Source organism: Flavobacterium poyangense, from assembly GCF_011751075.1.
Taxonomy (GTDB): Bacteria; Bacteroidota; Bacteroidia; order Flavobacteriales; family Flavobacteriaceae; genus Flavobacterium; species Flavobacterium poyangense.
Window position 1 is genome coordinate 329,160 of record NZ_JAALLN010000002.1, and the last position, 21,518, is coordinate 350,677.

The 21,518-nt window shown below is 36.5% G+C and carries 18 protein-coding genes; 6 read left to right on the forward strand and 12 right to left on the reverse strand.

Annotated elements, in window-relative coordinates:
* The first annotated feature begins 48 nt into the window (after window positions 1-48).
* Genes G3A47_RS06305 through G3A47_RS06315 form a run of 3 tightly spaced genes read left to right on the forward strand, consistent with a single transcriptional unit; the run spans window position 49 to window position 5,708 of the window.
* Entirely contained in the window at window positions 49-1,197 is a 1,149-nt protein-coding gene (locus tag G3A47_RS06305) for an efflux RND transporter periplasmic adaptor subunit (RefSeq protein ID WP_166921336.1), read from the forward strand.
* A 3-nt stretch (window positions 1,198-1,200) separates the two neighbouring features.
* A complete protein-coding gene (locus G3A47_RS06310) occupies window positions 1,201-4,344 on the forward strand; it encodes an efflux RND transporter permease subunit (RefSeq protein ID WP_166921337.1) in 3,144 nt (1,047 codons plus the stop codon).
* Complete coding sequence (locus tag G3A47_RS06315; protein ID WP_243860392.1) at window positions 4,341-5,708, forward strand: efflux transporter outer membrane subunit; 1,368 nt, start codon at window positions 4,341-4,343, stop codon at window positions 5,706-5,708. Before G3A47_RS06310 ends, G3A47_RS06315 begins: the two co-directional genes overlap by 4 nt.
* Window positions 5,709-6,094: 386 nt before the next feature.
* On the opposite strand, the gene G3A47_RS06320 is transcribed toward G3A47_RS06315, so the two are convergent.
* The 7 genes from G3A47_RS06320 to G3A47_RS06350 all read right to left on the reverse strand — a co-directional run bounded on the left by G3A47_RS06320 (window position 6,095) and on the right by G3A47_RS06350 (window position 13,983).
* Complete coding sequence (locus G3A47_RS06320) at window positions 6,095-6,505, reverse strand: BrxA/BrxB family bacilliredoxin (protein WP_166921338.1); 411 nt, start codon at window positions 6,503-6,505, stop codon at window positions 6,095-6,097.
* A gap of 96 nt (window positions 6,506-6,601) precedes the next feature.
* Entirely contained in the window at window positions 6,602-8,083 is a 1,482-nt protein-coding gene (locus tag G3A47_RS06325) for a S41 family peptidase (protein WP_166921339.1), read from the reverse strand.
* Between the two features lie 237 nt (window positions 8,084-8,320).
* Entirely contained in the window at window positions 8,321-9,499 is a 1,179-nt protein-coding gene (locus tag G3A47_RS06330; protein WP_166921635.1) for a lycopene cyclase family protein, read from the reverse strand.
* An 18-nt stretch (window positions 9,500-9,517) separates the two neighbouring features.
* Window positions 9,518-9,982: a thioredoxin family protein gene (locus G3A47_RS06335; RefSeq protein ID WP_166921340.1), complete on the reverse strand. Its 465-nt coding sequence runs from the start codon at window positions 9,980-9,982 to the stop codon at window positions 9,518-9,520.
* 241 nt (window positions 9,983-10,223) lie between these two features.
* Complete coding sequence (locus G3A47_RS06340; protein ID WP_166921341.1) at window positions 10,224-12,473, reverse strand: TonB-dependent receptor; 2,250 nt, start codon at window positions 12,471-12,473, stop codon at window positions 10,224-10,226.
* A 248-nt stretch (window positions 12,474-12,721) separates the two neighbouring features.
* Window positions 12,722-13,633, reverse strand: coding sequence for an NAD(P)/FAD-dependent oxidoreductase (locus G3A47_RS06345; protein ID WP_166921342.1), 912 nt, complete (start codon window positions 13,631-13,633; stop codon window positions 12,722-12,724).
* Window positions 13,634-13,638: 5 nt separating this feature from the next.
* Complete coding sequence (locus tag G3A47_RS06350) at window positions 13,639-13,983, reverse strand: MerC domain-containing protein (protein ID WP_166921343.1); 345 nt, start codon at window positions 13,981-13,983, stop codon at window positions 13,639-13,641.
* 92 nt (window positions 13,984-14,075) lie between these two features.
* Here G3A47_RS06350 and G3A47_RS06355 point away from each other — a divergent pair, with 92 nt between their 5' ends.
* The 3 genes from G3A47_RS06355 (at window position 14,076) to G3A47_RS06365 (ending at window position 17,177) form a co-directional block, all read left to right on the forward strand.
* Window positions 14,076-14,465, forward strand: a complete 390-nt coding sequence (locus G3A47_RS06355) for a Fur family transcriptional regulator (RefSeq protein WP_166921344.1) — start codon at window positions 14,076-14,078, stop codon at window positions 14,463-14,465.
* A 74-nt stretch (window positions 14,466-14,539) separates the two neighbouring features.
* Window positions 14,540-16,411, forward strand: coding sequence for an Nramp family divalent metal transporter (locus G3A47_RS06360; protein WP_166921345.1), 1,872 nt, complete (start codon window positions 14,540-14,542; stop codon window positions 16,409-16,411).
* A gap of 112 nt (window positions 16,412-16,523) precedes the next feature.
* The gene (locus tag G3A47_RS06365) at window positions 16,524-17,177 is read left to right on the forward strand and encodes a metal-dependent transcriptional regulator (protein WP_166921346.1); all 654 of its coding nucleotides are present in this window, start codon (window positions 16,524-16,526) and stop codon (window positions 17,175-17,177) included.
* Window positions 17,178-17,233: 56 nt separating this feature from the next.
* Here the strand turns inward: G3A47_RS06365 and G3A47_RS06370 are convergent, their stop codons facing one another.
* The 5 genes from G3A47_RS06370 to G3A47_RS06390 form a co-directional block, all read right to left on the reverse strand.
* A complete protein-coding gene (locus G3A47_RS06370) occupies window positions 17,234-17,761 on the reverse strand; it encodes a hypothetical protein (RefSeq protein WP_166921347.1) in 528 nt (175 codons plus the stop codon).
* A 59-nt stretch (window positions 17,762-17,820) separates the two neighbouring features.
* Window positions 17,821-18,222, reverse strand: coding sequence for a hypothetical protein (locus G3A47_RS06375; RefSeq protein ID WP_166921348.1), 402 nt, complete (start codon window positions 18,220-18,222; stop codon window positions 17,821-17,823).
* 130 nt (window positions 18,223-18,352) lie between these two features.
* Window positions 18,353-19,135: an enoyl-CoA hydratase/isomerase family protein gene (locus tag G3A47_RS06380; RefSeq protein ID WP_166921349.1), complete on the reverse strand. Its 783-nt coding sequence runs from the start codon at window positions 19,133-19,135 to the stop codon at window positions 18,353-18,355.
* 10 nt (window positions 19,136-19,145) lie between these two features.
* The gene (locus tag G3A47_RS06385) at window positions 19,146-20,561 is read right to left on the reverse strand and encodes an ATP-binding protein (protein WP_166921636.1); all 1,416 of its coding nucleotides are present in this window, start codon (window positions 20,559-20,561) and stop codon (window positions 19,146-19,148) included.
* Window positions 20,562-20,955: 394 nt separating this feature from the next.
* On the reverse strand, window positions 20,956-21,507 hold the full coding sequence (locus tag G3A47_RS06390) for a CopD family protein (protein WP_166921350.1): 552 nt from the start codon (window positions 21,505-21,507) through the stop codon (window positions 20,956-20,958).
* Window positions 21,508-21,518: the final 11 nt, after the last annotated feature.

The window sequence follows — 21,518 nt, forward strand, 5'->3', positions numbered from 1 at the left end:
TAGCTTTTTTCACTATATTTATGTTAATAATTTTAACATTTATGACTTATGAATGCTTTAAAACTTCCAAAAATCCTATTCCCAATCTTTATCCTTCTAACCATTTTAAGTTCTTGTAAAAAAGAACAGCCAAAAGCCCCTCCACCCATGCAAGCGCCTTTTGTAACGGTAAAAAGTGAAGATGTTCCAATCTACAAAGATTTTGCCGGACAGACTTTTGGAGATTTAGACATTGAACTGATCGCCAGAGTAGATGGAATCTTAACCGGAATTCATTTTAAAGAAGGTCAAAAAGTTAAAAAAGGGCAACTCCTCTACACGATAGATCCGTTGGAGTACGAAACCAAAGTCGAGCAGGCTCGCGGACAGGTTGCCGTTGCACAGAGTGGTTTAGTAAATGCTAATGAAGAGCTAAAAAGAATCAAACCGCTTGCTGATATGAATGCGGTAAGTAAAAGAGAATTAGATGCTGCGGTTGCCAAAGACAAAGCAGCAAAATCTAATTATGCCAGCGTACAAGCAAGCTTAAAAAATCAGGAACTCGAAAGAAGTTATTGCAATATTAAATCTCCCATAGATGGTGTTATAGGTCTTTCCAATGCGAGATTAGGAGATTACATTACAAAATTAGGCAATGCCTCCCGATTGAATACGGTTTCGAAACTCGAAAAAGTCAGAGTGCAATTTACGGTAAGCGAGGCCGATTATCTCAGATATCAAAAACAAACAAAGCAGGGTGAAGAAATCACTGATCTTCAATTGATCCTTTCCGATGGAAGTTTTCATCCTCAAAAAGGAACACTCAACTTTTCTGATACCAAAATAGACCCAACCACCGGAACCGTGACCATTGAAGCACAATTTCCAAATCCCGACGGAACTTTGCGTTCCGGGCAATTTGGCAAAGTCCGTGTTCTGGTCAGAACCGAAAAAGATGCCATTGTAATACCGCAAAGAGCCGTTACAGAACTTCAAGGTCTTTTTCAGGTTTCTGTGATAGATGCACAAAATAAAATCGAAACACGAGTGGTTGAAGTTGGACCAAAAACCGGCACTGACTGGGTCATTAAAAAAGGACTAAAAGCAAATGAAAAAGTAGCCATAATTGGAAATCAGTTTATTCAACCCGGAGCAACTGTAGCGCCGGTTCCATATGTGCCGGATCCTAAACAGATTACTTCAACTCAAAAAAACTAAACTATGGATAATTTTTTTGTACGAAGACCGATAGTCGCTATAGTATTGTCCATTTTTATTGTTCTAATTGGTGGACTCTCCATACTCTCGACCCCTATTGCTCAGTATCCGGAAATTGCACCGCCTTTGGTACAAGTATCCACAAGTTATCGTGGCGCCAATGCTTTAAATGTTGAGCAAGCCGTAGCGACACCAATTGAGCAGAAAGTAAATGGTGTTGAAAACATGCTTTACATGCAATCGACTAATACCGGAGACGGAAGCATGTCCCTCTCAATCACCTTCGATATGGGAACCGATCTGGATATCGCCACGATGTTAACCCAAAACAGAGTTGCCGAAGCCACTAACAAACTTCCGCAAGATGTAAAAACCACGGGGGTAACTACCAAAAAATCACTGGCCATGCCACTGTTGATTTTGTCCTTGTATTCGCCCAACAAAACCTTTGACAATAACTTCCTGACCAATTACGCCAACATTAATATTGTCGATGCATTGGCTCGTATTAAAGGAGTTGGAGAAGTTACGCTTTATGGAGGAAGCAGTTATGCGATGCGAATTTGGGTCAAACCCGATATCATGTCCAAATACAATCTGACTGTTCCCGATATTGTCCGATCAATTCAGGAACAAAATGCGATTGCTCCGGGAGGAAAATTTGGAGCACCGCCTGCAAAAGGCAAAAACGATTTTACTTATAATGTAACCCTTAAAGATCGTTTGGTAAATCCGGAAGATTTTGAAAATATCATTTTAAAATCTAACCTAAGCAATCAGCAAGTTCGATTAAAAGATGTTGCTACTGTTTCGTTAGGAACTGAAAGTTATGCCTCGGTAGCCAAATTAAACGGAAGTCCTGCCGGGACTATTGGAATCAAACAAATGCCCGGTTCAAATGCCTTGGAAGTTGCCGAAAATGTCAAAAAAACGATCGAAGGATTAAGCAAAAGATTCCCTCAGGATTTAAAATACAAAGTTTCTTTAGACACAACTCTTGCCATCTCAGAAGGAATCGACGAGATCCTGCATACTTTGTTTGAAGCCATTATCTTGGTAATTCTGGTTGTTTTTATCTTTTTGCAAAACTGGCGTGCCACTTTGATTCCGCTGTTAACTGTTCCGGTTTCTCTGGTTGGTGTCTTTATGCTGTTTCCACTTTTAGGGTTTTCGGTCAACGTGCTTTCTCTTTTAGGATTGGTATTAGCGATCGGGATCGTAGTCGATGATGCCATTGTCGTCGTCGAAGCCGTTATGCATCACATCGAGCATGGATTGTCACCAAGAGATGCCACAAACCAAGCCATGAAAGAAGTTTCCGGTCCCGTAATTGCCATTGCAATAGTACTAACGGCCGTATTTATTCCCGTAGCTTTGACCCCCGGAATAACGGGACGATTGTACCAACAATTTGCGATTACGATTGCTATATCGGTGATTTTCTCTGCTTTAAGCGCTTTGACTTTAAGTCCGGCTTTATGTTCCATTCTATTAAAACCGAATCAGGAATCAAAAGGATGGTTGGGTCGGTTCTTTAAAGCCTTTAACCAAAAATTTGGCGCATTTACTGATAAATACACCGGTTTCTCAGGCTATCTCATCAAAAAAATGGCACGAAGTTTTATCTTCATCGGAATTTTAATTGTTGCCATTATCCTTTTAGGCGGAAGAATTCCGGGTGGATTTGTACCCGAAGAAGATCAGGGGTATATGTTTGTGAATATTGAACTTCCCGGTGCATCCTCCTTAGACAGGACCAATAAAGTTATCGAAAAGGTAGAAAACATTCTTTCTAAAAACGAAGGGATTGATTCCTATACTTCCGTTGCCGGATTTAGTTTAATCAAAAACTCCGTCGCTACCAATAACGGATTCTTCTTTGTTTCGCTAAAAGAATGGAAAGAACGCGAGCAGGATGTTTTTCAAATACTGAAAGAGGTAAACGGAAAAGTTGTCTTCGGAATTCCCGAAGCTACCGTTTTTGCCTTCGGACCTCCCCCGATTTCCGGAATTGGAAACGCAGCCGGATTTACCATTATGCTGCAGGACAAAGAAGGACAAACACCTCAATATCTCTACGAAAACTCACAACGTTTTATGGCCGAAGCTAAAAAACGTCCCGAGATTGGAACCATCCGAACCACTTTTAATCCAAATGTGCCACAGATTAGTCTGGATATAGATCGCGAAAAAGTCAGCGAGCTTAATCTTTCGTTATCCGATGTTAATCTTGCCATTGGAGCAAGTTTGGGAGGACAATACATCAATGAGTTCAACAAGTTTGGCCGACAGTATATTGTTTTACTTCAGGCGGCACCGGATTACACCGTAAATCCGGAAGACATCAATAAGATTTTTGTTCGTAGCAAAGACAACAAAATGATTCCGATCTCGAGTATCGCCACGATCCGAAAAGAAAGTGGCCCTGAATTTACAACTCGTTTTAATTTATACCGTGCTGCCGAAGTTGGCGGGACTCCCGCACCGGGATATACCTCAGCGGAGGCTATGGATGCATTACAGGAAACTGCCGACAAAGTATTACCACAGGGAATGGGGTATCAATGGTCTAATATGAGTTATCAGGAAAAACAAGCCGAAGGAAAAGGGAATACCGTATTCCTGATGGCGTTACTTTTTGTGTTCTTAATTTTAGCGGCACAATACGAAAGCTGGAAACTGCCGTTTAGTGTGCTTTTAGGAACTCCTTTTGCTGTTTTTGGTGCTTTCCTGGGATTATTCCTCTGCCGATTAATCAGTCCCGATTATGTCAATAATGTTTTTGCCCAGATTGGTTTAGTAATGTTAATTGGTTTGGCAGCGAAAAATGCTATTTTGATTGTAGAATTTGCCAAAGAAGAATATGAAAAAGGAATGCCGGTAAAAGAAGCAGCATTATATGCGGCCAAATTACGTTTCCGCCCTATACTAATGACCGCCTTTGCTTTTATCTTAGGTGTTGTGCCTCTTCTAACAGCAAGCGGCGCCGGAGCTCAGGCCAGAAAGGTAATGGGACTAACCGTTTTCAGCGGAATGCTGGTCGCCACGATTTTGGGAGTTTGTTTGATTCCTGTCTTATTTGTATTTATTGAAAGTTTTGGTAAAAAACCTTCGGAGGAAATTGATGAAACTAAAAAGGAAGAATGATGAAAAATCTAAAATTAGTACTCGTATTACTTGTAATAGCTGTTTTTCCTTATAGCTGTATGGTGGGCCCGAAATATTCAAAACCGGAACAACCCAAAGCTGACAGTTTTCAATTCGGAACTAAAACAACAGACACTACAGCCAATGTAACCACCATAAAATGGTCCACGATTTTTAATGATGAGGTCCTGATCGGATTGATTCAGAAAGGGATTCAGAATAATTTCGATTTAAAAATAGCTTTAACGCGTCTGGAGCAGGCAAAAGCTAATCTGGGCATAGCCAAAGCCGATTTGTACCCCTCCTTTCAATATTCAGGTCAGGTAAACAGCGCTCAGACTTTCCTGCAACAAACTTCTTTGACCGCCAATATGTCCTGGGAATTGGATTTTTGGGGAAAATTCCGCCATCAGAACAAAGCACTTCAAAGCGAACTTTTGGCAACCGATGAAGCCCGGAAAGTAGTACTTTCTAATATTGTCAGCACTATTGCTGTTTCGTATTTTGAATTGCGTGATTTCGACAATCAGCTGGAAATCACACAACATACTTTAGAAACCAGACAAAAAGCCTATGACATTATTAACGAAAGATTCAAAAGTGGTTATGTTGCGGAGTTAGACAAAGTACAAATCGAACAACAGGTTACCATCGCCGAAGCAAATATTCCATTAATCAAAAGACAGATAACGGCTCTGGAGAACTCTATTTCCATATTAATCGGTCAGGTTCCTGCTCCTATCGAAAGAGGCAAAACCAACAATGATTTATTGATTTTGTCGACATTTCCAACTTCGGTACCCTCAGCTTTATTGGAAAACCGTCCCGATGTAAAAAGAACAGAACTTTTATACCGCGCATCCAACGAACGGATTGGTGTTGCACAAGCCATGCGCTACCCCTCGTTTAATATTGCAGCACTTGCCGGTTTTGTAAGTCCAACCGTTAGTGATTTGTTTAATGATGCTTCTTACCTTCAGAATATTGGAGCAAACGTTGGCGGACCACTTTTTAACTTTGGGAAAAACAAACGCCGCGTTGAAGTAAACCGCCAAATAGCAGAAGAAAACAAACTTGTTTTTCAGAAAACATATTTAATTGCCATCTCCGAAGTAGAGAATGCATTGCAAAATGTAGCCATGTACAAAGAAGAATGGACAGCACGAAACCGACAAGTCCTTGCCGCACAAAAAAATTACGACTTATCTAACGCCAGATATTACAACGGATATGTTTCGTACCTTGAAGTTCTGGACGCCCAACGTTCCTTGTTTGAAGCGCAACTAAGCCTTTCTCAATTAACCCAAAAACAATTAAGCTCTATGATTTTATTGTACAAAGCACTTGGTGGCGGGTGGAATTGAGATGTTGTTTTTTGAGAAGTTGTGGGATGTGAGGTGTGAGATGTGGGGTGTGAAATGTGAAATGTTTTAATAAACAATACTACCTAAAACACTCATTAAACACATCTTATAGCAAAAAACAACATTAACGCAACATTGTTGCGTGTTGTAAAAAACCGTTTTTCACGCAGATTTTGCAGATTATGCAGAACTGTTTGAATTGTTTTATCTCAAAAACGCAACGTTTTTAATGACATCATTAAAAACAAAAAAATCTGCAAAATCTGCGTGAAAAAACTTTGCGCCACGGCAACTTTTAAGACAAAAAAAGAGTCTGTTTCATTTTGAAACAGACTCTTTTTATAAAATCTTAGAACCTTAGAATCTAAGAACCTCAGCCTCTAAAATTAACAATATTCGTTAAAAGCATCTTTCAGATTCTCAGCGATTAGCTCAGCCGGACGACCTTCAATGTGGTGACGCTCTAACATGTGAACCAATTCTCCGTTTTTGAACAAAGCCATACTTGGCGATGATGGAGGAAAAGGAAACATATGTTGCCTCGCAGCATCAACCGCTTCTTTGTCAACACCAGCAAAAACAGTGATTAAATGATCTGGTTTTTTAGCTCCTTCTAAACTCATTTTTGCTCCCGGACGTGCATTTCTTGCAGCACAACCACAAACCGAGTTTACAACAACTAAAGTGGTACCTTCAGCTTTGATAGCATTATCTACAGCTTCAGCACTATGTAAATCTTGAAAACCTGCAGCAGTAAGTTCTGCCTGCATTGGTTTTACCATTTCTTCTGGATACATATTGTTTCTTTTTAATTTAACTTTTGAAATGCAAAGTTACGAAGTTTACTCGCAACTACTTAATTTGTTGTATAAAGTTTTGTTATAGTTCGATTGTTATTTACTTCCTATCAGCTTCTCCAGAATATAAGTTACATCCGGATCTTTCTCCTGCCTAAAATAATCAAGTCTTTGATCTGAAGTAAGTTCTATATCAGGAAGAATCCCGGTAGCGACTTTTGGTGGGTTGTCACCAAAATAAAGATCAGTAAACGAAAATCGTAAAATTGCTTTTGTATTAGGAAGTTTATAATTTAAAAAATAACCTGCAAAAGTATTGTTGGCATTACCGCCCGTTTCTTTGCCAATAATTACGCCTCTTTTATTATCCTGCACCAATTTGGCAAAATAAACAGCAGCAGAATATGTTTTTCCACTAGTTATAATGTAAACATTTCCTGAAAATGTATCTTTATCTGCAGGAAAATTTGCAATCACCCCTTCATTTAGTCTTTCATTACCAACAAACATAGTACCACTGACATTGAATCTTTGATATAAGAAATTCTCATAATCCCGAATTTCCCCTTCATTTATTCGGGTTCCGTCATTACGTACCAAAGCCTCCGGATGTGTCAAAGTAATTGATTTTGCTTTGTAATTAAATTTATTTTCAAAATTATTCTTTGAAATAAAGGAATACAATATTGCTGCCATTCTTGGATCTCCACCACCATTATTCCGAATATCAATGATCACGTTTTTATATCCCTCTTTATTAATCCTTTTAAAAAAAACACTAATATTCTGATAAACTATATCCTCTGATAAATCAAAAGTATTAATTGTAAGTTTTCCTGTAAATTGCTCTTTATAAAACTGATAATCAATTGTACTATTAATCTCAGCTCTATTAACAGGACTTGATTTTTGTGAGTTTTTATACGAGAAATCATAGTAATTTGAAGCCTTTAAGGTTACCTTCTCTGATTTCTGCCCCGATGGATCTTTAAACTCTACATCAAATTTATTTGCATAAGGCTCCATATAAAAACAGTAATAGGAACCAAAATCATCTGATATGAGGTTTTCAATTCCTGTTTTTATTGTTCCTTCCCCTTGAAAATGGCTGGAAATTTGTTTTATAATATCAGAAGTTATCTTACCATTAATGGCTGTTACCTCACTTAAATATGGAATTTCAGCACATTTCACATTAACAAAAAGGCGATTTCCTTCCAAAAGTAATGGGATAGGAAAGTACAATAACTTTTCTTTAATATAAGTCGTGTAAAACTCTTCAGGAGCGCTAACGGATAAGTGACCGTCATTAATTTTAGGGAGATTATTTAAAAAATCTAAATAACTATATTTCTTCTCAAGATTTTTAATACTGGTATTGAAATTATTATCCCATTGCTTCTTACTTACAAATCGAAATGGATCGGGATGTTGTGTTTCTATAATTTCTTTTATCAATTTAAGATCGGCAATATAGTCTTCTTTCTTGATTTTCTCTATTTCTAGTCGCTGCGCATTTACAAAATTTGTTACTCCAAGGCATAACCCAAGAGTTAACATACATAATTTAATTTTCATTTACTACTTAATTAATTGAACAATACCCTAAAACACAGATTTGCATTTGAATACTTCTATTTTTTTGAATTGACTATTTGAATTGACGGTTTTTTAACAATATTTCTCTCTTTCATTTTTTCAGACCAAAAAACATTTCCTGCTCAATAATGAACAAAATGATCAATACCGTAAATCTATTGGTTAAAATTATGCCGCACTTTGACTTCTCAAAAATGAAGCCAAATTTGTTAGTGCTTATTTATTTGAAAGAAAAACCCTTCCAAACAAAGCGTTTAAAAATGGAATTTTCGGGCATTTTAAAACAACTTTAACATCTTGCAAAACTGTTGTCTCTTCATCCAAAAATTTAAAAATCAATGCCGGGTTTCCTTTTCGGAATAAAGAAGAAAAAATACGATTCCCCGATTCGTTGTGGCGATAGAGAATATCCAGAAGCAACAAATCGTAAAACCAAAACCTGCTCTTTTTATGAAAATCTTTCATTTTCAATAAAGTCGAAGGATTCTCCAGCAGAAACGCTACCAACTTGGTTGATTTTTTATCCGCATTTTTAAACGTATAACCTGTACTTGCTTTTGTCCATCCACCGGCAGTACCAATATTCAGGACCCTTTTGGTATTTCGCTTCCAAAAAGGAAAACAGCTCATTGGAATACTTCCTTGCTCCTTTTCCAGAATCTCATAATCGGTTGCGCCCAAGTTCTTTAAATAATTCTGAATCTCCGTTTCATAAACATCATTTGGAAGAACTTTTTCGGAAAACAACGTATACTCTACCAATGCTTCCGTTTTAGACATTGGCAACACATACATAAAACGCGTATTCCCCTTTTGTTCCACCGAAAAATCCATGAAAGTTGCTTGGTTCTGATTGAAAATCTCTACTCTGCTCTTTACCAACCAACCTACAAAATGCTGTTGTAAAACAGGATATCTGAATTGATTTTCAGCGAAAGCTTTAGTGTAAATACTATTGAATAAGTAACTGCAAGTGTACCTGTTATCTTCTGTACCAACGTAGACATGCGTATCGAGTTCATTGATATCAGTTACCTTATCTGTTAAAAAAGTAATATTTGAATGTTTTAAAAGCGCTTTCAAAACAAAACGATAAAAATCCAATCCCTTAATTTGATTGTATTGGTACGGCCGGATGTCTAAATCTCGTTTAAAATCCTGATCTGCAAACAAAGCAGAATCCCACTTTTTTGAAACAATAGAATCCCAAATCGTTTCCTTCTCCGACCAAAAACACCAGGTTCTGTCATTGGTTTGCTTTGTATTTGCGTCTAATAACAAAATCGATTTATCGTTAAATTTGCCCGACAAAATCATTTTGTAAACCGTCATTAAAGCCGACAAACCTGTTCCGGTAAAAATGTAATCGAAGTGTTTGATTTGTGAAGAATGCATATTCAAAAATAAGAAATTTTATTCTTTCGCTATTTCTAAAAGCAGTTTAAAATCAGCCACACTTAAGTAGTTGTTGTATTGCATAATAATTTCATTATCAGCATTTAAAATACACATAACCGGATAGGCGATTTGTTTATTAATCGTTCCTAACTGAATCGCCAACTCATTTACACCAACATTATTCCCAGTGGGGCGGTATTTAAAAATCTGATTATTAAACAAGATATCTCTTTTTTCTTCCGCATTTAAGTCCACAAAATAAAAATCGGAATTCAGCCTATCAATAATTTCCTGATTTTTGAAAGTCGTGCTTTTCATCCGTTGGCAAAACTGGCACCAATCGGTATGAATAAATACAATTATATTTCTTTTTTGAACTTGCTGTAAACTGTCAATTGCCTCAAACGTAATGTCTTTCAACTGACAGTACCCCGTTGAAGTCAAACCTAAAAAGAAGATGATTAGGACTAGCTTTTTCATTTGTTTTAGTTTACCGTAGAAACTTGCCACGAATTACACTAATTTACACGAATTGATTTTTTTGCCACAGATTAGAATGATTTGCACTGATTTTTAATCTCTTGAATCCCATAATCTGTGGCTTTTTGTTTGTCGCGAATTGTGCAAATTATCACGATTTAATTTGTGTTAATTCGTGCAATTCGTGGCAAAAACTTACCCAGAATTAATTTGTGCAAATTCGTGCAATTTGTGTTAACCATTATCTCAAAGTATATCGCAATCCCAAAAACCCACGGATAGTTTGGTTTTGACCGTAAACGTAAGTGGTATCAAAAGTCAATCCGTACGGGTTATCCGGTGTTACCAATACTTTACCGGCAGCATCATATTGCACATTTTTATCAAATGGATCGTTTGTTCTCGAAATCAAAAAAGGGTTATTTCGTTTTGGTGTAAAATTCAAAAGATTTTTTATACCACCATAAACTTCGAAATTCTTCCATCCAAAATAGGTAAACTGTATGTTCTGAATACTGTACCAAGGCGATTCCGGACTTCTGGGATCTGTATCACTCAACAAAGGTAACTTCATTGGGCTGTACACATTACCTGTATAATCTAACAATAAATTTAGTGAATCTATTTTATACGAAACACTCCACGTACCTGTAAATTTTTCGGTAAGAAAAGGCGTTGCCGAAACTCCATTTTCTACATTCTTATTATCTAAAAGCGTGGCGCCAACAATAAACTTTAATCCGGAAGGAAAATTAAGATCGACATTAGTGCTGATTCCCTGACTTAATGCATAACCATCAATATTATCGTAAATAATTTCATTTGGATTTGTTTCGTAATCTGAAACAATTTTATTGCTGAATCGGGTATAAAATGCCGTTGTTTCAATACCCATAAAAGTTCCGTTGTTAAAATTTATCTTTTGAATGTAATTCAGATTGGCATTTACTGATCGTTCGGGTTTTAAGTCGTTTTTAATAATAACATCTCTGGAACCCGTAAGAGCTGCATGGTCTTCTGTGAACAAATTCACCACACGAAATCCGGTCCCGGCGTTGAATCTAAAAATAGTGTTTTCATTCTTTTTCCATCGATAGGCTACTCTGGGTGTATAAATAGAACCGTGAATCGAATTGTAATCGTATCGCATTCCCAGCAAAACCTGACTTTTTGGAGAAAGTGTAATTTCATCCTGAACAAAAATTCCGGGTAACCAGGTGCTTTCGGCTTCTTTTGTTGCAGTTGTATTATCGTCGTAATAGGAATATCTACTGGCAATTCCGGCCAAAAAATCATTTCTTCCGATCTTTTTGTCCCAGGTCAATTGCAGGAATCCAATTTTCTGATTGGCGATATATGAAGTGGTTCCGTAACGGCTGTCCTGATAATGTACATTTCCGGAGAAAGACAGCATCAGTTTTTCTTCAAAAGGCAATTGATAACTCCCTATTAATTCGCCTCTTTTGGTGTAAATACTTTCTCCATAAATTTCATCGCCCCCGCGAAACTTCTTCTCCCAACGTACATCACCACCCCAGCGGTCCTCGTACATTCCTCTTGCAGCAATAGTAAACAAACGATTATTATCTCGTAAAAAGCTCCACTTATTAAAAACCGAAATTCGTTCTGACAAAGTAACATCGGTAAAATTATCACGATCCTTATCGATAATCTGATTGTAATTGAAGTAATTTATCCCCAAAAGTGATGTTGTTTTTTTTGACGGATTGAATTTCATTCCTAAATCGACATTGGTTTCCAGATAAGAAGTCGTAAAAACATCTGCGGAGAACAAAGGCGCATTAACCGGATTTTTGGTAATAATATTAATCAAGCCTCCCACTGCCTCACTGCCATACAGGGATGAAGCGGGACCCTTTACAATTTCAATTCGTTCAACCAACGAATTCGGAATTCCAGATAAACCATAAACCGTTGAAAGGCTACTGACAATAGGCATACCGTCAATAAGAATCAAAGTGTACGGCCCTTCAAGACCATTAATATGTATATCTCCCGTATTGCAAACCCCGCAATTGAGCTGAGGCCGAACGCCATTTATATTCTGAAGTGCCTCATAAATACTGGGAGTTGGATTTTTCTTAAAGAAAACGGTGGAATACACCTCAACAGGAACGGCACTTTCTAATCGTTTAACAGCCTTTAGAGTTCCGGAAACTACCACTTCATTAAGTTCGTTATCGGTATCTTTTAATTCAAAATCAAGATTCAACTTTTCATTCTCTCTAACCAGGATTTTTTGTGTTATAGATTTAAATCCGTTCGAAGTAACCTGAATTTTATACTCTCCCTGAGGAATTTGCTCCAATTTATAATACCCTAAACTATCTGCTTCGGTTTTAAAAGTAGTATTCAACAATACAATTTTAATCAATTGGGTGTCACTATCCTTATTTACTTTTCCGGAAATAGATTGTGAACAGGCCTCTTTAGCGGAAAACAGGAACAGTACTAAAAATAAATATTTCATTTCGTATAAATTAAATTTTAGACAAATCTAAAAATTAAATTTGACAAACAAAGTTTTACACATTAAAAACTTCATAATGAAATCTTTTATGGCACTTTTAATGACAAAAAAACACATAGAATCATAAAAAAAACGGAGCTAAACCTAATCATTTGGTATATTTAACTCTGTAACCTTTAAAAAACAAAACCCCTTTTAAATAAATTAAAGGAAATTATGATTCCATGCGTTAAAAGATAAGGAGATACTTAAACAAAACTTTCGTCGATAAGCTCTCTATTAATCGAAGCTCCTGCAAAAGAACCCGAAGAAACTGCCATTGCAACAGATCGCGCCTGAATGGTGTTATCTCCACTGGCATAAATTCCGGGAACGTTGGTTCGCTGAAACAGATCTACTTTTAGCAAACCTTGCTCCGTCAATTCGCATCCCAGAGCCTCAGGCAAAAGGCAATGCTGCACAACAGGAACTTTAGAATAGACTGCTTTCACCTCCATTTTTGATTTGTTTTTGAAAACAATTTCCCGAATACTTCCATTTACATGAAGGAATAAATCAATTTCATCATCAATCACCTTAATTTCATGCTTTTGAAGCAATTCATTTTGTGCTGCACTTAAAGTAGATTCTCCATTTGTCAGCAAACTAAGCTCGCTAGTCCAATTTGAAATCAACTTTACATATTCAAAGCCCAGATCGCCATTGGCAATAACGGCTGTTTTTTCTCCTTTCACTTCGTAACCATGACAATACGGACAATGTAAAACGGAGATTCCCCAGCATTCCGCAAAACCATCAATAGCCGGAATTAAATCTTTTACTCCTGTTGCAAAAAGTATTTTTTTAGCTGTAAAAACTGTCCCTACTTCTGTTTTTACTTCAAATTTACTTTCCTTCTCCAAAACCTGCACTACAAGACCATTATAAAACTGAACTGTTTCGTAAAGCGCTACTTGTTCTTTGGCTAAAGCTGAAATAACTGCCGGTTTTTCTCCATCCTGTGTTATAAAATTGTGCGAATGGGGCGTTTGTCTGTTACAAGGCCAACCACTGTCGATAACTAAAACATGCCGCAAAGAACGTCCCAAGCTCATAGCAGCCGAGAGTCCGCTGTAACTCCCGCCTACAACAATTACTTCAAAATGTTTCCTTTCTGTCATAATTTCTAATTTTTATGTGCTCTATAATTTAAAAAATGCCCGATAATCATTCCTACTCCTCCAATAAAAATGACATTAAGATGAATTTCGAGAAAAATTTCAGTTAAAACATTGATCCAAATCAAGGTCAGTGAAACAATTAGAATAGCTGAAACCAAAAGACTAGTTTTTTTTATTATTTTTAAGACAGCATAAAGTCCGATTACAACAAAAACCAAATCAATAAAAGGATCATGGCTTAATCCCAATGGCATAATCGCAAGCAATGGAAAAATGAGACAATGTACCAAACAAACGGTTGCGCTTGAAATTCCTAAAATATCGTAAATAGATGTCGTCGTTTTCTTCATTTCTTGTATCTTTGTTAATGCAATTGAGTTGCAAATATACAAGAAAATTCAATACGCAACTATGTTGCATTAATGTATTTAATTGATTTATAATGAAAAATACCCGAAATACCACCGCAAAGACCGCCGTTACTGAGATACTTACCACATCAAAAACGGCATTGTCACACACAGAAATTCATAAATTGACAGAAGATTTATGTGATCGTGTTACCATCTACAGAATACTGGATCGCCTCGTAAATGATGATATTGTTCATAAAATTGTAAATCTTGACGGAACAGTAAAGTATGCCAAGTGCCATCATTCGCATCCAGTACAAATTCATAATCATGCCCACTTTAGCTGTGAAAATTGCCATGAAGTGACTTGTCTTGAAAATGTAAAACCTAGTTATATCATCCCACACAACTATAAGGTAAATGATATAAACTTTACATTATCAGGTTTATGCCCTAATTGTTTAAATTCTAACATTTAACTTTTAGACTTGTCTAAAAATATTGTTGAGCGAATGTAATTTTTCTATATATTTGGAAAATCAATATTTTGACAATGACCAAATCTTTAGAAGAAGTAAACCAATCGGTACCCACCGAGCATAAAAAAACAGGATTCAGAAAAATATTAGCCTTTTTAGGTCCGGCCTACCTGGTAAGTGTAGGATATATGGATCCCGGAAACTGGGCAACCGATATCGCTGGCGGAAGTCAGTTTGGTTACACTTTGGTTTGGGTTTTACTTATGAGTAATCTAATGGCTTTATTGCTTCAAAGCCTAAGTGCCCGTCTTGGGATTGTAACACAGCGCGATTTGGCACAGGCTTCAAGAGAAACCTATTCTAAATACATCAATTACATTTTATACTTTCTGGCAGAAATTGCTATTGCCGCCTGTGATCTGGCAGAAGTTCTCGGAATGGCAATCGGAATTAACCTCTTATTTGGGATTCCGCTACTCGAAGCTGTTTTAATTACCGTTTTAGACACCTTTTTATTGCTTTTCCTGATCAATAAAGGTATTCGCAAAATGGAAGCCTTCATTATCGCTTTGGTTGCTATAATCGGCTTCTCTTTTATTTTTGAAATGATTTTTGCAGAACCGGAGATACATAAAGTTTTCGAAGGTCTTATCCCTTCTATTCCCAATTCTGCCGCTTTGTATATTGCCATTGGGATTATCGGTGCAACGGTGATGCCTCACAATTTATACTTACACTCTTCTTTGGTACAAACCAGAAAATTTGACAGAACTCCGGCCGGAATTAAACAGGCTTTAAAATACAATTTCATCGATTCTACAATCGCCTTAAATCTGGCGTTTTTTGTAAATGCAGCAATTCTGATTCTTGCCGCAGCGACTTTTCACAAAAATGGTATGTTTGAAGTGGCCGAAATTCAGGATGCGCATCAATTCTTAGAACCTCTTTTAGGAACCAAATGGGCTCCGATTTTATTTGCCGTTGCGTTAATTGCTGCCGGACAAAGTTCTACTGTCACGGGAACACTCGCCGGACAAATTGTAATGGAAGGTTACCTTCACTTGCGCATTCAGCCATGGGTTCGACGCATACTTACGCGTTTGATTGCCATTGTTCCTGCAGTGATCGTTATTTTAATATACGGAGAAAGTGTTACAGGAAAGCTGTTGATTCTAAGCCAGGTTATTTTAAGTTTACAATTAGGTTTTGCCATTATACCGTTAATACATTTTGTAAGCGACAAATCAAAAATGAAAGGCTTTCATATATCCAGAACAACACAGATCATTTCCTGGATTATTGCCTCAATCATCGTTTCTCTGAATGCAAAATTAGTATATGACGAAATTACTTCCTGGTTGGAGAACTCCAGTAATCCAATAGTACTATGGCTTACCGTTGTGCCATTGGCTTTTGCATTCCTTGCTTTGTTGCTTTATATTGTTGTCGGACCATTTATTGCTAAGGTTAAAAATAAGATTGTTAACCATTCCCCTCATCATTTAAAATTACAGTTTTCTCCAAAAGAAAGTCAAACGATTAAGAACATCGCTATTTCAGTCGATTTTTCTAACGCTGATGAGCCTGCATTAAACAAAGCCTTTGAGTTGGGTGGCATTGATACGCAATATACCTTAATTCACATTGTAGAAACGGTTGGTGCTTTGATGTACGGCGTTGAAATACAAGATCATGAAACTACTATTGATGAGAAACTACTATTAGAATATAAAGAAATGCTTTCCGCCAAAGGATTAAAGATCAAAACGGAGCTTGGTTTTGGAAAACCTAATAGTGTTATTGCAAAAATTATAAATGAGGGCAACTTTGATATATTGGTCATGGGAACCCACGGGCACACCGGTCTAAAGGATATTCTTTTTGGCACTACAGTAGACAAACTGCGTCATAAAATTTCGATACCTTTGTTGATTGTTAAAAAATAGGTACAGAGGCACAAAGTAACAAAGGCGCAGAGGTCTTTAAACAATTAAAGTACAAAGAATAAAACCTCTGCTCCTTTGTCGCTTTGTCGCTTTGAACCTCAAAAAATAAAAAATGACTTTCTCAGAAGAAAACTACTTAAAAGCGATATACCATCTTACTGCTTCCTCAGAAACAGAAGTAAGCACCAATGCTATTGCCGAAATGATGGAAACTAAAGCTTCATCGGTTACAGATATGCTTAAAAAGCTGTCCGAAAAGGATTTAGTAAATTACAAAAAATACCAAGGTGTTTCTTTGACTGAAAACGGTAAACTGGCTGCGAAAATGATTGTTCGAAAACACCGTTTGTGGGAAGTCTTTCTGGTTGAAAAGCTAAATTTCAGCTGGGATGAAGTTCACGATATTGCGGAGCAGTTAGAACATATCAAATCAGAGCAACTGATTAACCGTTTAGATGATTTTCTCGGAAATCCAACCGAAGACCCACACGGAGACCCAATTCCGGATGCTAACGGACGTATCGTTAAAATTGAGAAGCATTTATTATCTGAGTTAACCGAAGGGCAAATTGGTGTTTGTGTTGGCGTAAAAGACACCTCATCGGAGTTTTTAAAATATCTGGACAAACAGGAAATTGCTTTAGGTTCTAAAATTGAACTCCTATCCAAAGAGTCTTTTGATTTATCGGTAAAAATAAAAGTTGACGATAAAGAATTATCGATTTCTAATAAAATTGCTTCTAATTTGTTTGTAAAACTGGTTTAGAAACACGCTCAAAAAAAAATCCCAAAACTCCATTAAGCAGTTTTGGGATTTTTTATTTAATCTTTCAGGCTATACAATATCTTTTGAAAATCGCCTTTGAATTTGTCTTTATGCTCTGTTGAAGTCCATGAAAACACTTTATAAAAAGCTTTTTTGGTTTCAACAATACCAACTAAATAATAAATATCCATCGCAGCATCTTTATCAAAGTAACTAATATCAACTTCTAAAAAATTAGTATCATTAATTTTCTTGGTAACCGGTGCAGAAACCGTTTTCTTCTCTACATCCTTAAGGAACTCTTTCATAAAATCATCATAAAAGTCACTTGTTGAGCTATAGTTTAATTCTACAAGGGCTAAATCTTCTTTCAGATCATAAATTACAAATCCATAGGTTTCTTTGACCTCGCTTTTGTATTCAATAGCAGATGATGCATTTATACCAACCGTTTTATTCATATAATCAGGCAGGCTAACCGTAAAAGTATGTCCTGCTTTGTATTCTTTCATTTTTGTTTGAGCAGAGACTTTCGCAGAAACAAAAGTCAATGCAAGCATAAAAAGAGTAATTGCTTTATTCATTTGGGGTAAACTTTAATTTTATAGTTTATTTTTAATTCTCTGTGCTCTTCAAAAAACACTTAAACAATCCCTTTCTCAATCATTTCGAGCATTACGGGTGAAGCGTTTTTGAAAGTTGGAGGTTGTTCAATAATACTTCCGGCATTTTTCTTGTTCACTTTAAACGTCAGATCGTTATCTGTTGTAAACAAAAGTGCTGTCAGGAATGGTTTTTTAATATAAGAGCCTAATACCAATAAAGCTTCGTCTAATGTATGAATGCTTTCTATTTCCTCGGTTTTATAGCGGGTTGTTAACGATATCGAGTACGTATTGTCCTCATTCAGAACCAATCTGAAATAGATGTTTTTGATCTCGGTATCACCAATGGTTTTGGCTAAAGTTAATTTGGCAAAGGTGCCGCTTTGAATGCTTTCTTTTACACGTTCGCAGAAAAGAGCAAATATAGGTTCGTATGACATAGTGTTTCTTTTTTCTCAACCGCTAAGTTCGCTAAGAGATACTCAAAGAACACAAAGCGTTGTGAACTTAGCGTATCTCTTTGCGTCCCTTGCGGTTAAACTACTTTACTACTTAGCAGTTAATCGTTTATTACTTCCCCGTAAATTCAGGTTTTCTTTTTTCTAAAAATGCAGTAGTCCCTTCCTTAAAATCCTGAGTCCCGAAACATTTACCGAATGATTTTATCTCCGTCTCAAAACCATTTTTACCGTCTGTAAAATTGGCGTTGATCGTTTTTATCGCTTTACTGATGGCAAAAGGAGCATTTTTGATGATTTTTTGTGCGATTCCTTTCGTAAACTCTAAAAGTTCTGCCTGTGTTACCACATGGTTTACTAAACCATACTGTTTAGCCTCTTCCGCAGTAATCATTCCGGCCGTCATTATTAATTCCATTGCACGTCCTTTACCAACAAGTTGTGGCAAACGTTGCGTCCCTCCGTATCCCGGAATTAGTCCCAAACTTACTTCGGGTAATCCCATTTTAGCATTGTCTGAAGCTACTCTAAAATGACACGCCATCGCCAACTCTAATCCTCCGCCTAAAGCGAAACCATTAACAGCAGCGATAACCGGTTTTTTCAGATTTTCAATATAATCAAACAAAGATTCCTGACCTTCGGCTGCTAATTGTGCCCCTTCAATAATAGTATAGTTTGCAAATTCTGAAATATCAGCTCCTGCCACAAAGGCTTTCTCACCGCTTCCGGTCAAAATAATAACTCTTACATCATTATTTTTGCTTAACAACTTTATTGCTTTATTCAAGTCACTAATAGTCGCTTTGTTTAGTGCGTTTAGTTTTGTAGGCCTGTTTATTGTAATTGTTGCAATATTTTCTTCAATAGAAATTAAAAGATTCTCGTAGTTCATGACGCTTATTTTAAGAGTTTATGATTGGTAAAGAAACTCTGAATGTAGTTCCTTTGCCATATGTTGATTCAAAGGTAATTGTTCCTTTGTAATTTTCGATTATGTTTTTAATAATTCCAAGTCCAAGACCCATTCCGCTGGTTTTGGTGGTGAATTTCGGTTCAAAAATTCTGCCGGTATCTTGTTTCTGAATCCCGATTCCGTTGTCTTTTACTGCAATTTCGACATTATTATTTCGCCGTTTTACAGTAACTACGATAGACTTCTGTATCTGATTCTCGGGAATGGCTTGCGTTGCATTTTTAACCAGATTGGTAATTACACGGATCAGTTGCGTACGATCCATTTTAGAAATGATTTCCTCTTCCTGACTTTCAAAAACAATATAATCTTCATTAAAAATATCCAGTGAAAGCTCTACGACCTCTACTACATTTAATGTTTCATTTTGCTGTGCCGGCATCGATGCAAAATTCGAAAATGCCGAGGCAACAGCCGTCATAGTATCAATTTGCTGAATTAAGGTTTCTGAATAATCATTCAGCTTTTGCTTAACATCCGGAACAGTCGGGTCAAACTTTCGTTGAAAACTCTGCACCGTCAAACGCATTGGGGTTAACGGATTTTTAATTTCGTGTGCAACTTGTTTTGCCATTTCACGCCATGCTTCTTCACGTTCACTCTGAGCTAGCTTTACCGCACTGGTCTCCAGTTTATCAACCATTCCGTTATAGGCTTTGATCAGAAAGTTTACTTCTTTACTATTCGCTTCCAGTACAATCTTTTCATTCTTCTGATCTAAATTGGTTTCTTCTAATCGGTCAGAAATGGTCTTCAGTGATTTTGTAATGTAAGTAGACAAAAAATAAGCAAGCCCAAAAGCCACTAAAAGCATAAAAGAGTATACCTGACTTAAGCGAATCAAGAAAGTGTTTAATTCATTGTCGTAATAACCGTCATCTTCTAAGTAAGGAAGGTTTAAGATTCCCAAAGGCTTGAATTTTTCGTCCTTAATTAAGCTGTAGGAAGATCTGTTCTTGACACCGTCTATGGTTTTAATATCAACAAAACGTTTCTCGATAGAAGATCGAACGAGTTTAAGAATATACTCCGGAATGGGTGGTGGGGCTTTGTCTACAGCAAAAGATTCTTTTGAGGATTTTAGCAATTTCCCGTCCAAACTGTAAATGTTGATTTCGATTTTATGAATTTGGGCTAATTCATGGATTTTATCTTTAAAAATTAAATCCAGATTCCCCGTTTTCAACGGATAAGTGGTAGTCGACAACACATAATTGATATGCTCCTTTACCGCATTTTCTTTGCGTTCTAAACGTTCCTGATGGTATTCTTTGGCTTCATTTTTAAACTGAATAATCGAAATGGAGGCCAATAAAAAAGAAGCCACAACAATCAATACAATCATCGACAGGAAAATCCTGGTACGTAAGGAAAGCATCGACATTTTGAAGTTGTTCAGCATTACTTTTTTGTTTTTTTTCCACAAATTGCACGAATTTGCACTATTTTTTTTCTGTTTTCTTTGAATTTTATGCCACAGATTAAAGGGATTATAATGATTTTTATTTTTAGCGAATGAAAAGTCCTGACATTACTTTTTATCTCTCGTTATATTTTATCCTTTTTAATTAGTAAAAATTAACGCAAACTTCCCTTTTTTAAATTTATGACACAGATTAAAAGGATTATAATGATTTTTATTCTTAATGTTTAAAAAATCTCCGAAATCCCTTTAATCTGTGGCAAAACTCTATCCTTTATAATTCGTGCAAATTAGTGTAATTCGCGGCAATATTTCATTATTTTTTTTCTCTTATTCGTTTATAAAATCTAAATCCTAACATTATTAAAATCGAGAATACCATAATCCCGATTACACCGTAAATCCAGTTGATGGCACTTTTTAGCACCACTAAAAAAACGACCGCGAATAATATTATGGTGGCACCTTCATTCCATAAACGCATAAAATTATTGGTGTATTTTACCTCATCCCTTTGCAATTGTTTGAAAATCTGATGGCATTTTGCATGATACAAATACAATAAAAATACAAAACACAATTTAACATGCATCCACGGCATTTTGAGCCAGGCGTTTCCTAAATCTGTAAAAAATAACATCCAAAAAGCAAAAATGCTTGCCAAAACTGCAGATGGCCAGGTGATAATATACCACAAACGGTACGCCATAATTTTGTATTGCGCCTGTAAAATTTCCTTTTCAGGTGATGGTTTTTCGTTTGCTTCAATTTGATACACAAACAGACGAACGATATAAAACAATCCTGCAAACCAGGTGATTACAAAAATTAGATGTAAGGATTTTAAGTAGTTATAGTATTGATCCATTTGAGTCTTCT

What these genes read in the sequence shown, in the direction of transcription:
- G3A47_RS06315 (WP_243860392.1), top strand. Translation starts at nt 4,341, where the DNA reads ATGATGAAAAATCTAAAATTAGTACTCGTATTACTTGTAATAGCTGTT.
- G3A47_RS06350 (WP_166921343.1), bottom strand. Translation starts at nt 13,983, where the DNA reads ATGAAGAAAACGACGACATCTATTTACGATATTTTAGGAATTTCAAGC.
- G3A47_RS06375 (WP_166921348.1), bottom strand. Translation starts at nt 18,222, where the DNA reads ATGTCATACGAACCTATATTTGCTCTTTTCTGCGAACGTGTAAAAGAA.
- G3A47_RS06360 (WP_166921345.1), top strand. Translation starts at nt 14,540, where the DNA reads ATGACCAAATCTTTAGAAGAAGTAAACCAATCGGTACCCACCGAGCAT.
- G3A47_RS06305 (WP_166921336.1), top strand. Translation starts at nt 49, where the DNA reads ATGAATGCTTTAAAACTTCCAAAAATCCTATTCCCAATCTTTATCCTT.
- G3A47_RS06325 (WP_166921339.1), bottom strand. Translation starts at nt 8,083, where the DNA reads ATGAAAATTAAATTATGTATGTTAACTCTTGGGTTATGCCTTGGAGTA.
- G3A47_RS06340 (WP_166921341.1), bottom strand. Translation starts at nt 12,473, where the DNA reads ATGAAATATTTATTTTTAGTACTGTTCCTGTTTTCCGCTAAAGAGGCC.
- G3A47_RS06385 (WP_166921636.1), bottom strand. Translation starts at nt 20,561, where the DNA reads ATGATTGTATTGATTGTTGTGGCTTCTTTTTTATTGGCCTCCATTTCG.
- G3A47_RS06310 (WP_166921337.1), top strand. Translation starts at nt 1,201, where the DNA reads ATGGATAATTTTTTTGTACGAAGACCGATAGTCGCTATAGTATTGTCC.
- G3A47_RS06370 (WP_166921347.1), bottom strand. Translation starts at nt 17,761, where the DNA reads ATGAATAAAGCAATTACTCTTTTTATGCTTGCATTGACTTTTGTTTCT.
- G3A47_RS06320 (WP_166921338.1), bottom strand. Translation starts at nt 6,505, where the DNA reads ATGTATCCAGAAGAAATGGTAAAACCAATGCAGGCAGAACTTACTGCT.
- G3A47_RS06355 (WP_166921344.1), top strand. Translation starts at nt 14,076, where the DNA reads ATGAAAAATACCCGAAATACCACCGCAAAGACCGCCGTTACTGAGATA.
- G3A47_RS06330 (WP_166921635.1), bottom strand. Translation starts at nt 9,499, where the DNA reads ATGCATTCTTCACAAATCAAACACTTCGATTACATTTTTACCGGAACA.
- G3A47_RS06365 (WP_166921346.1), top strand. Translation starts at nt 16,524, where the DNA reads ATGACTTTCTCAGAAGAAAACTACTTAAAAGCGATATACCATCTTACT.
- G3A47_RS06335 (WP_166921340.1), bottom strand. Translation starts at nt 9,982, where the DNA reads ATGAAAAAGCTAGTCCTAATCATCTTCTTTTTAGGTTTGACTTCAACG.
- G3A47_RS06380 (WP_166921349.1), bottom strand. Translation starts at nt 19,135, where the DNA reads ATGAACTACGAGAATCTTTTAATTTCTATTGAAGAAAATATTGCAACA.
- G3A47_RS06390 (WP_166921350.1), bottom strand. Translation starts at nt 21,507, where the DNA reads ATGGATCAATACTATAACTACTTAAAATCCTTACATCTAATTTTTGTA.
- G3A47_RS06345 (WP_166921342.1), bottom strand. Translation starts at nt 13,633, where the DNA reads ATGACAGAAAGGAAACATTTTGAAGTAATTGTTGTAGGCGGGAGTTAC.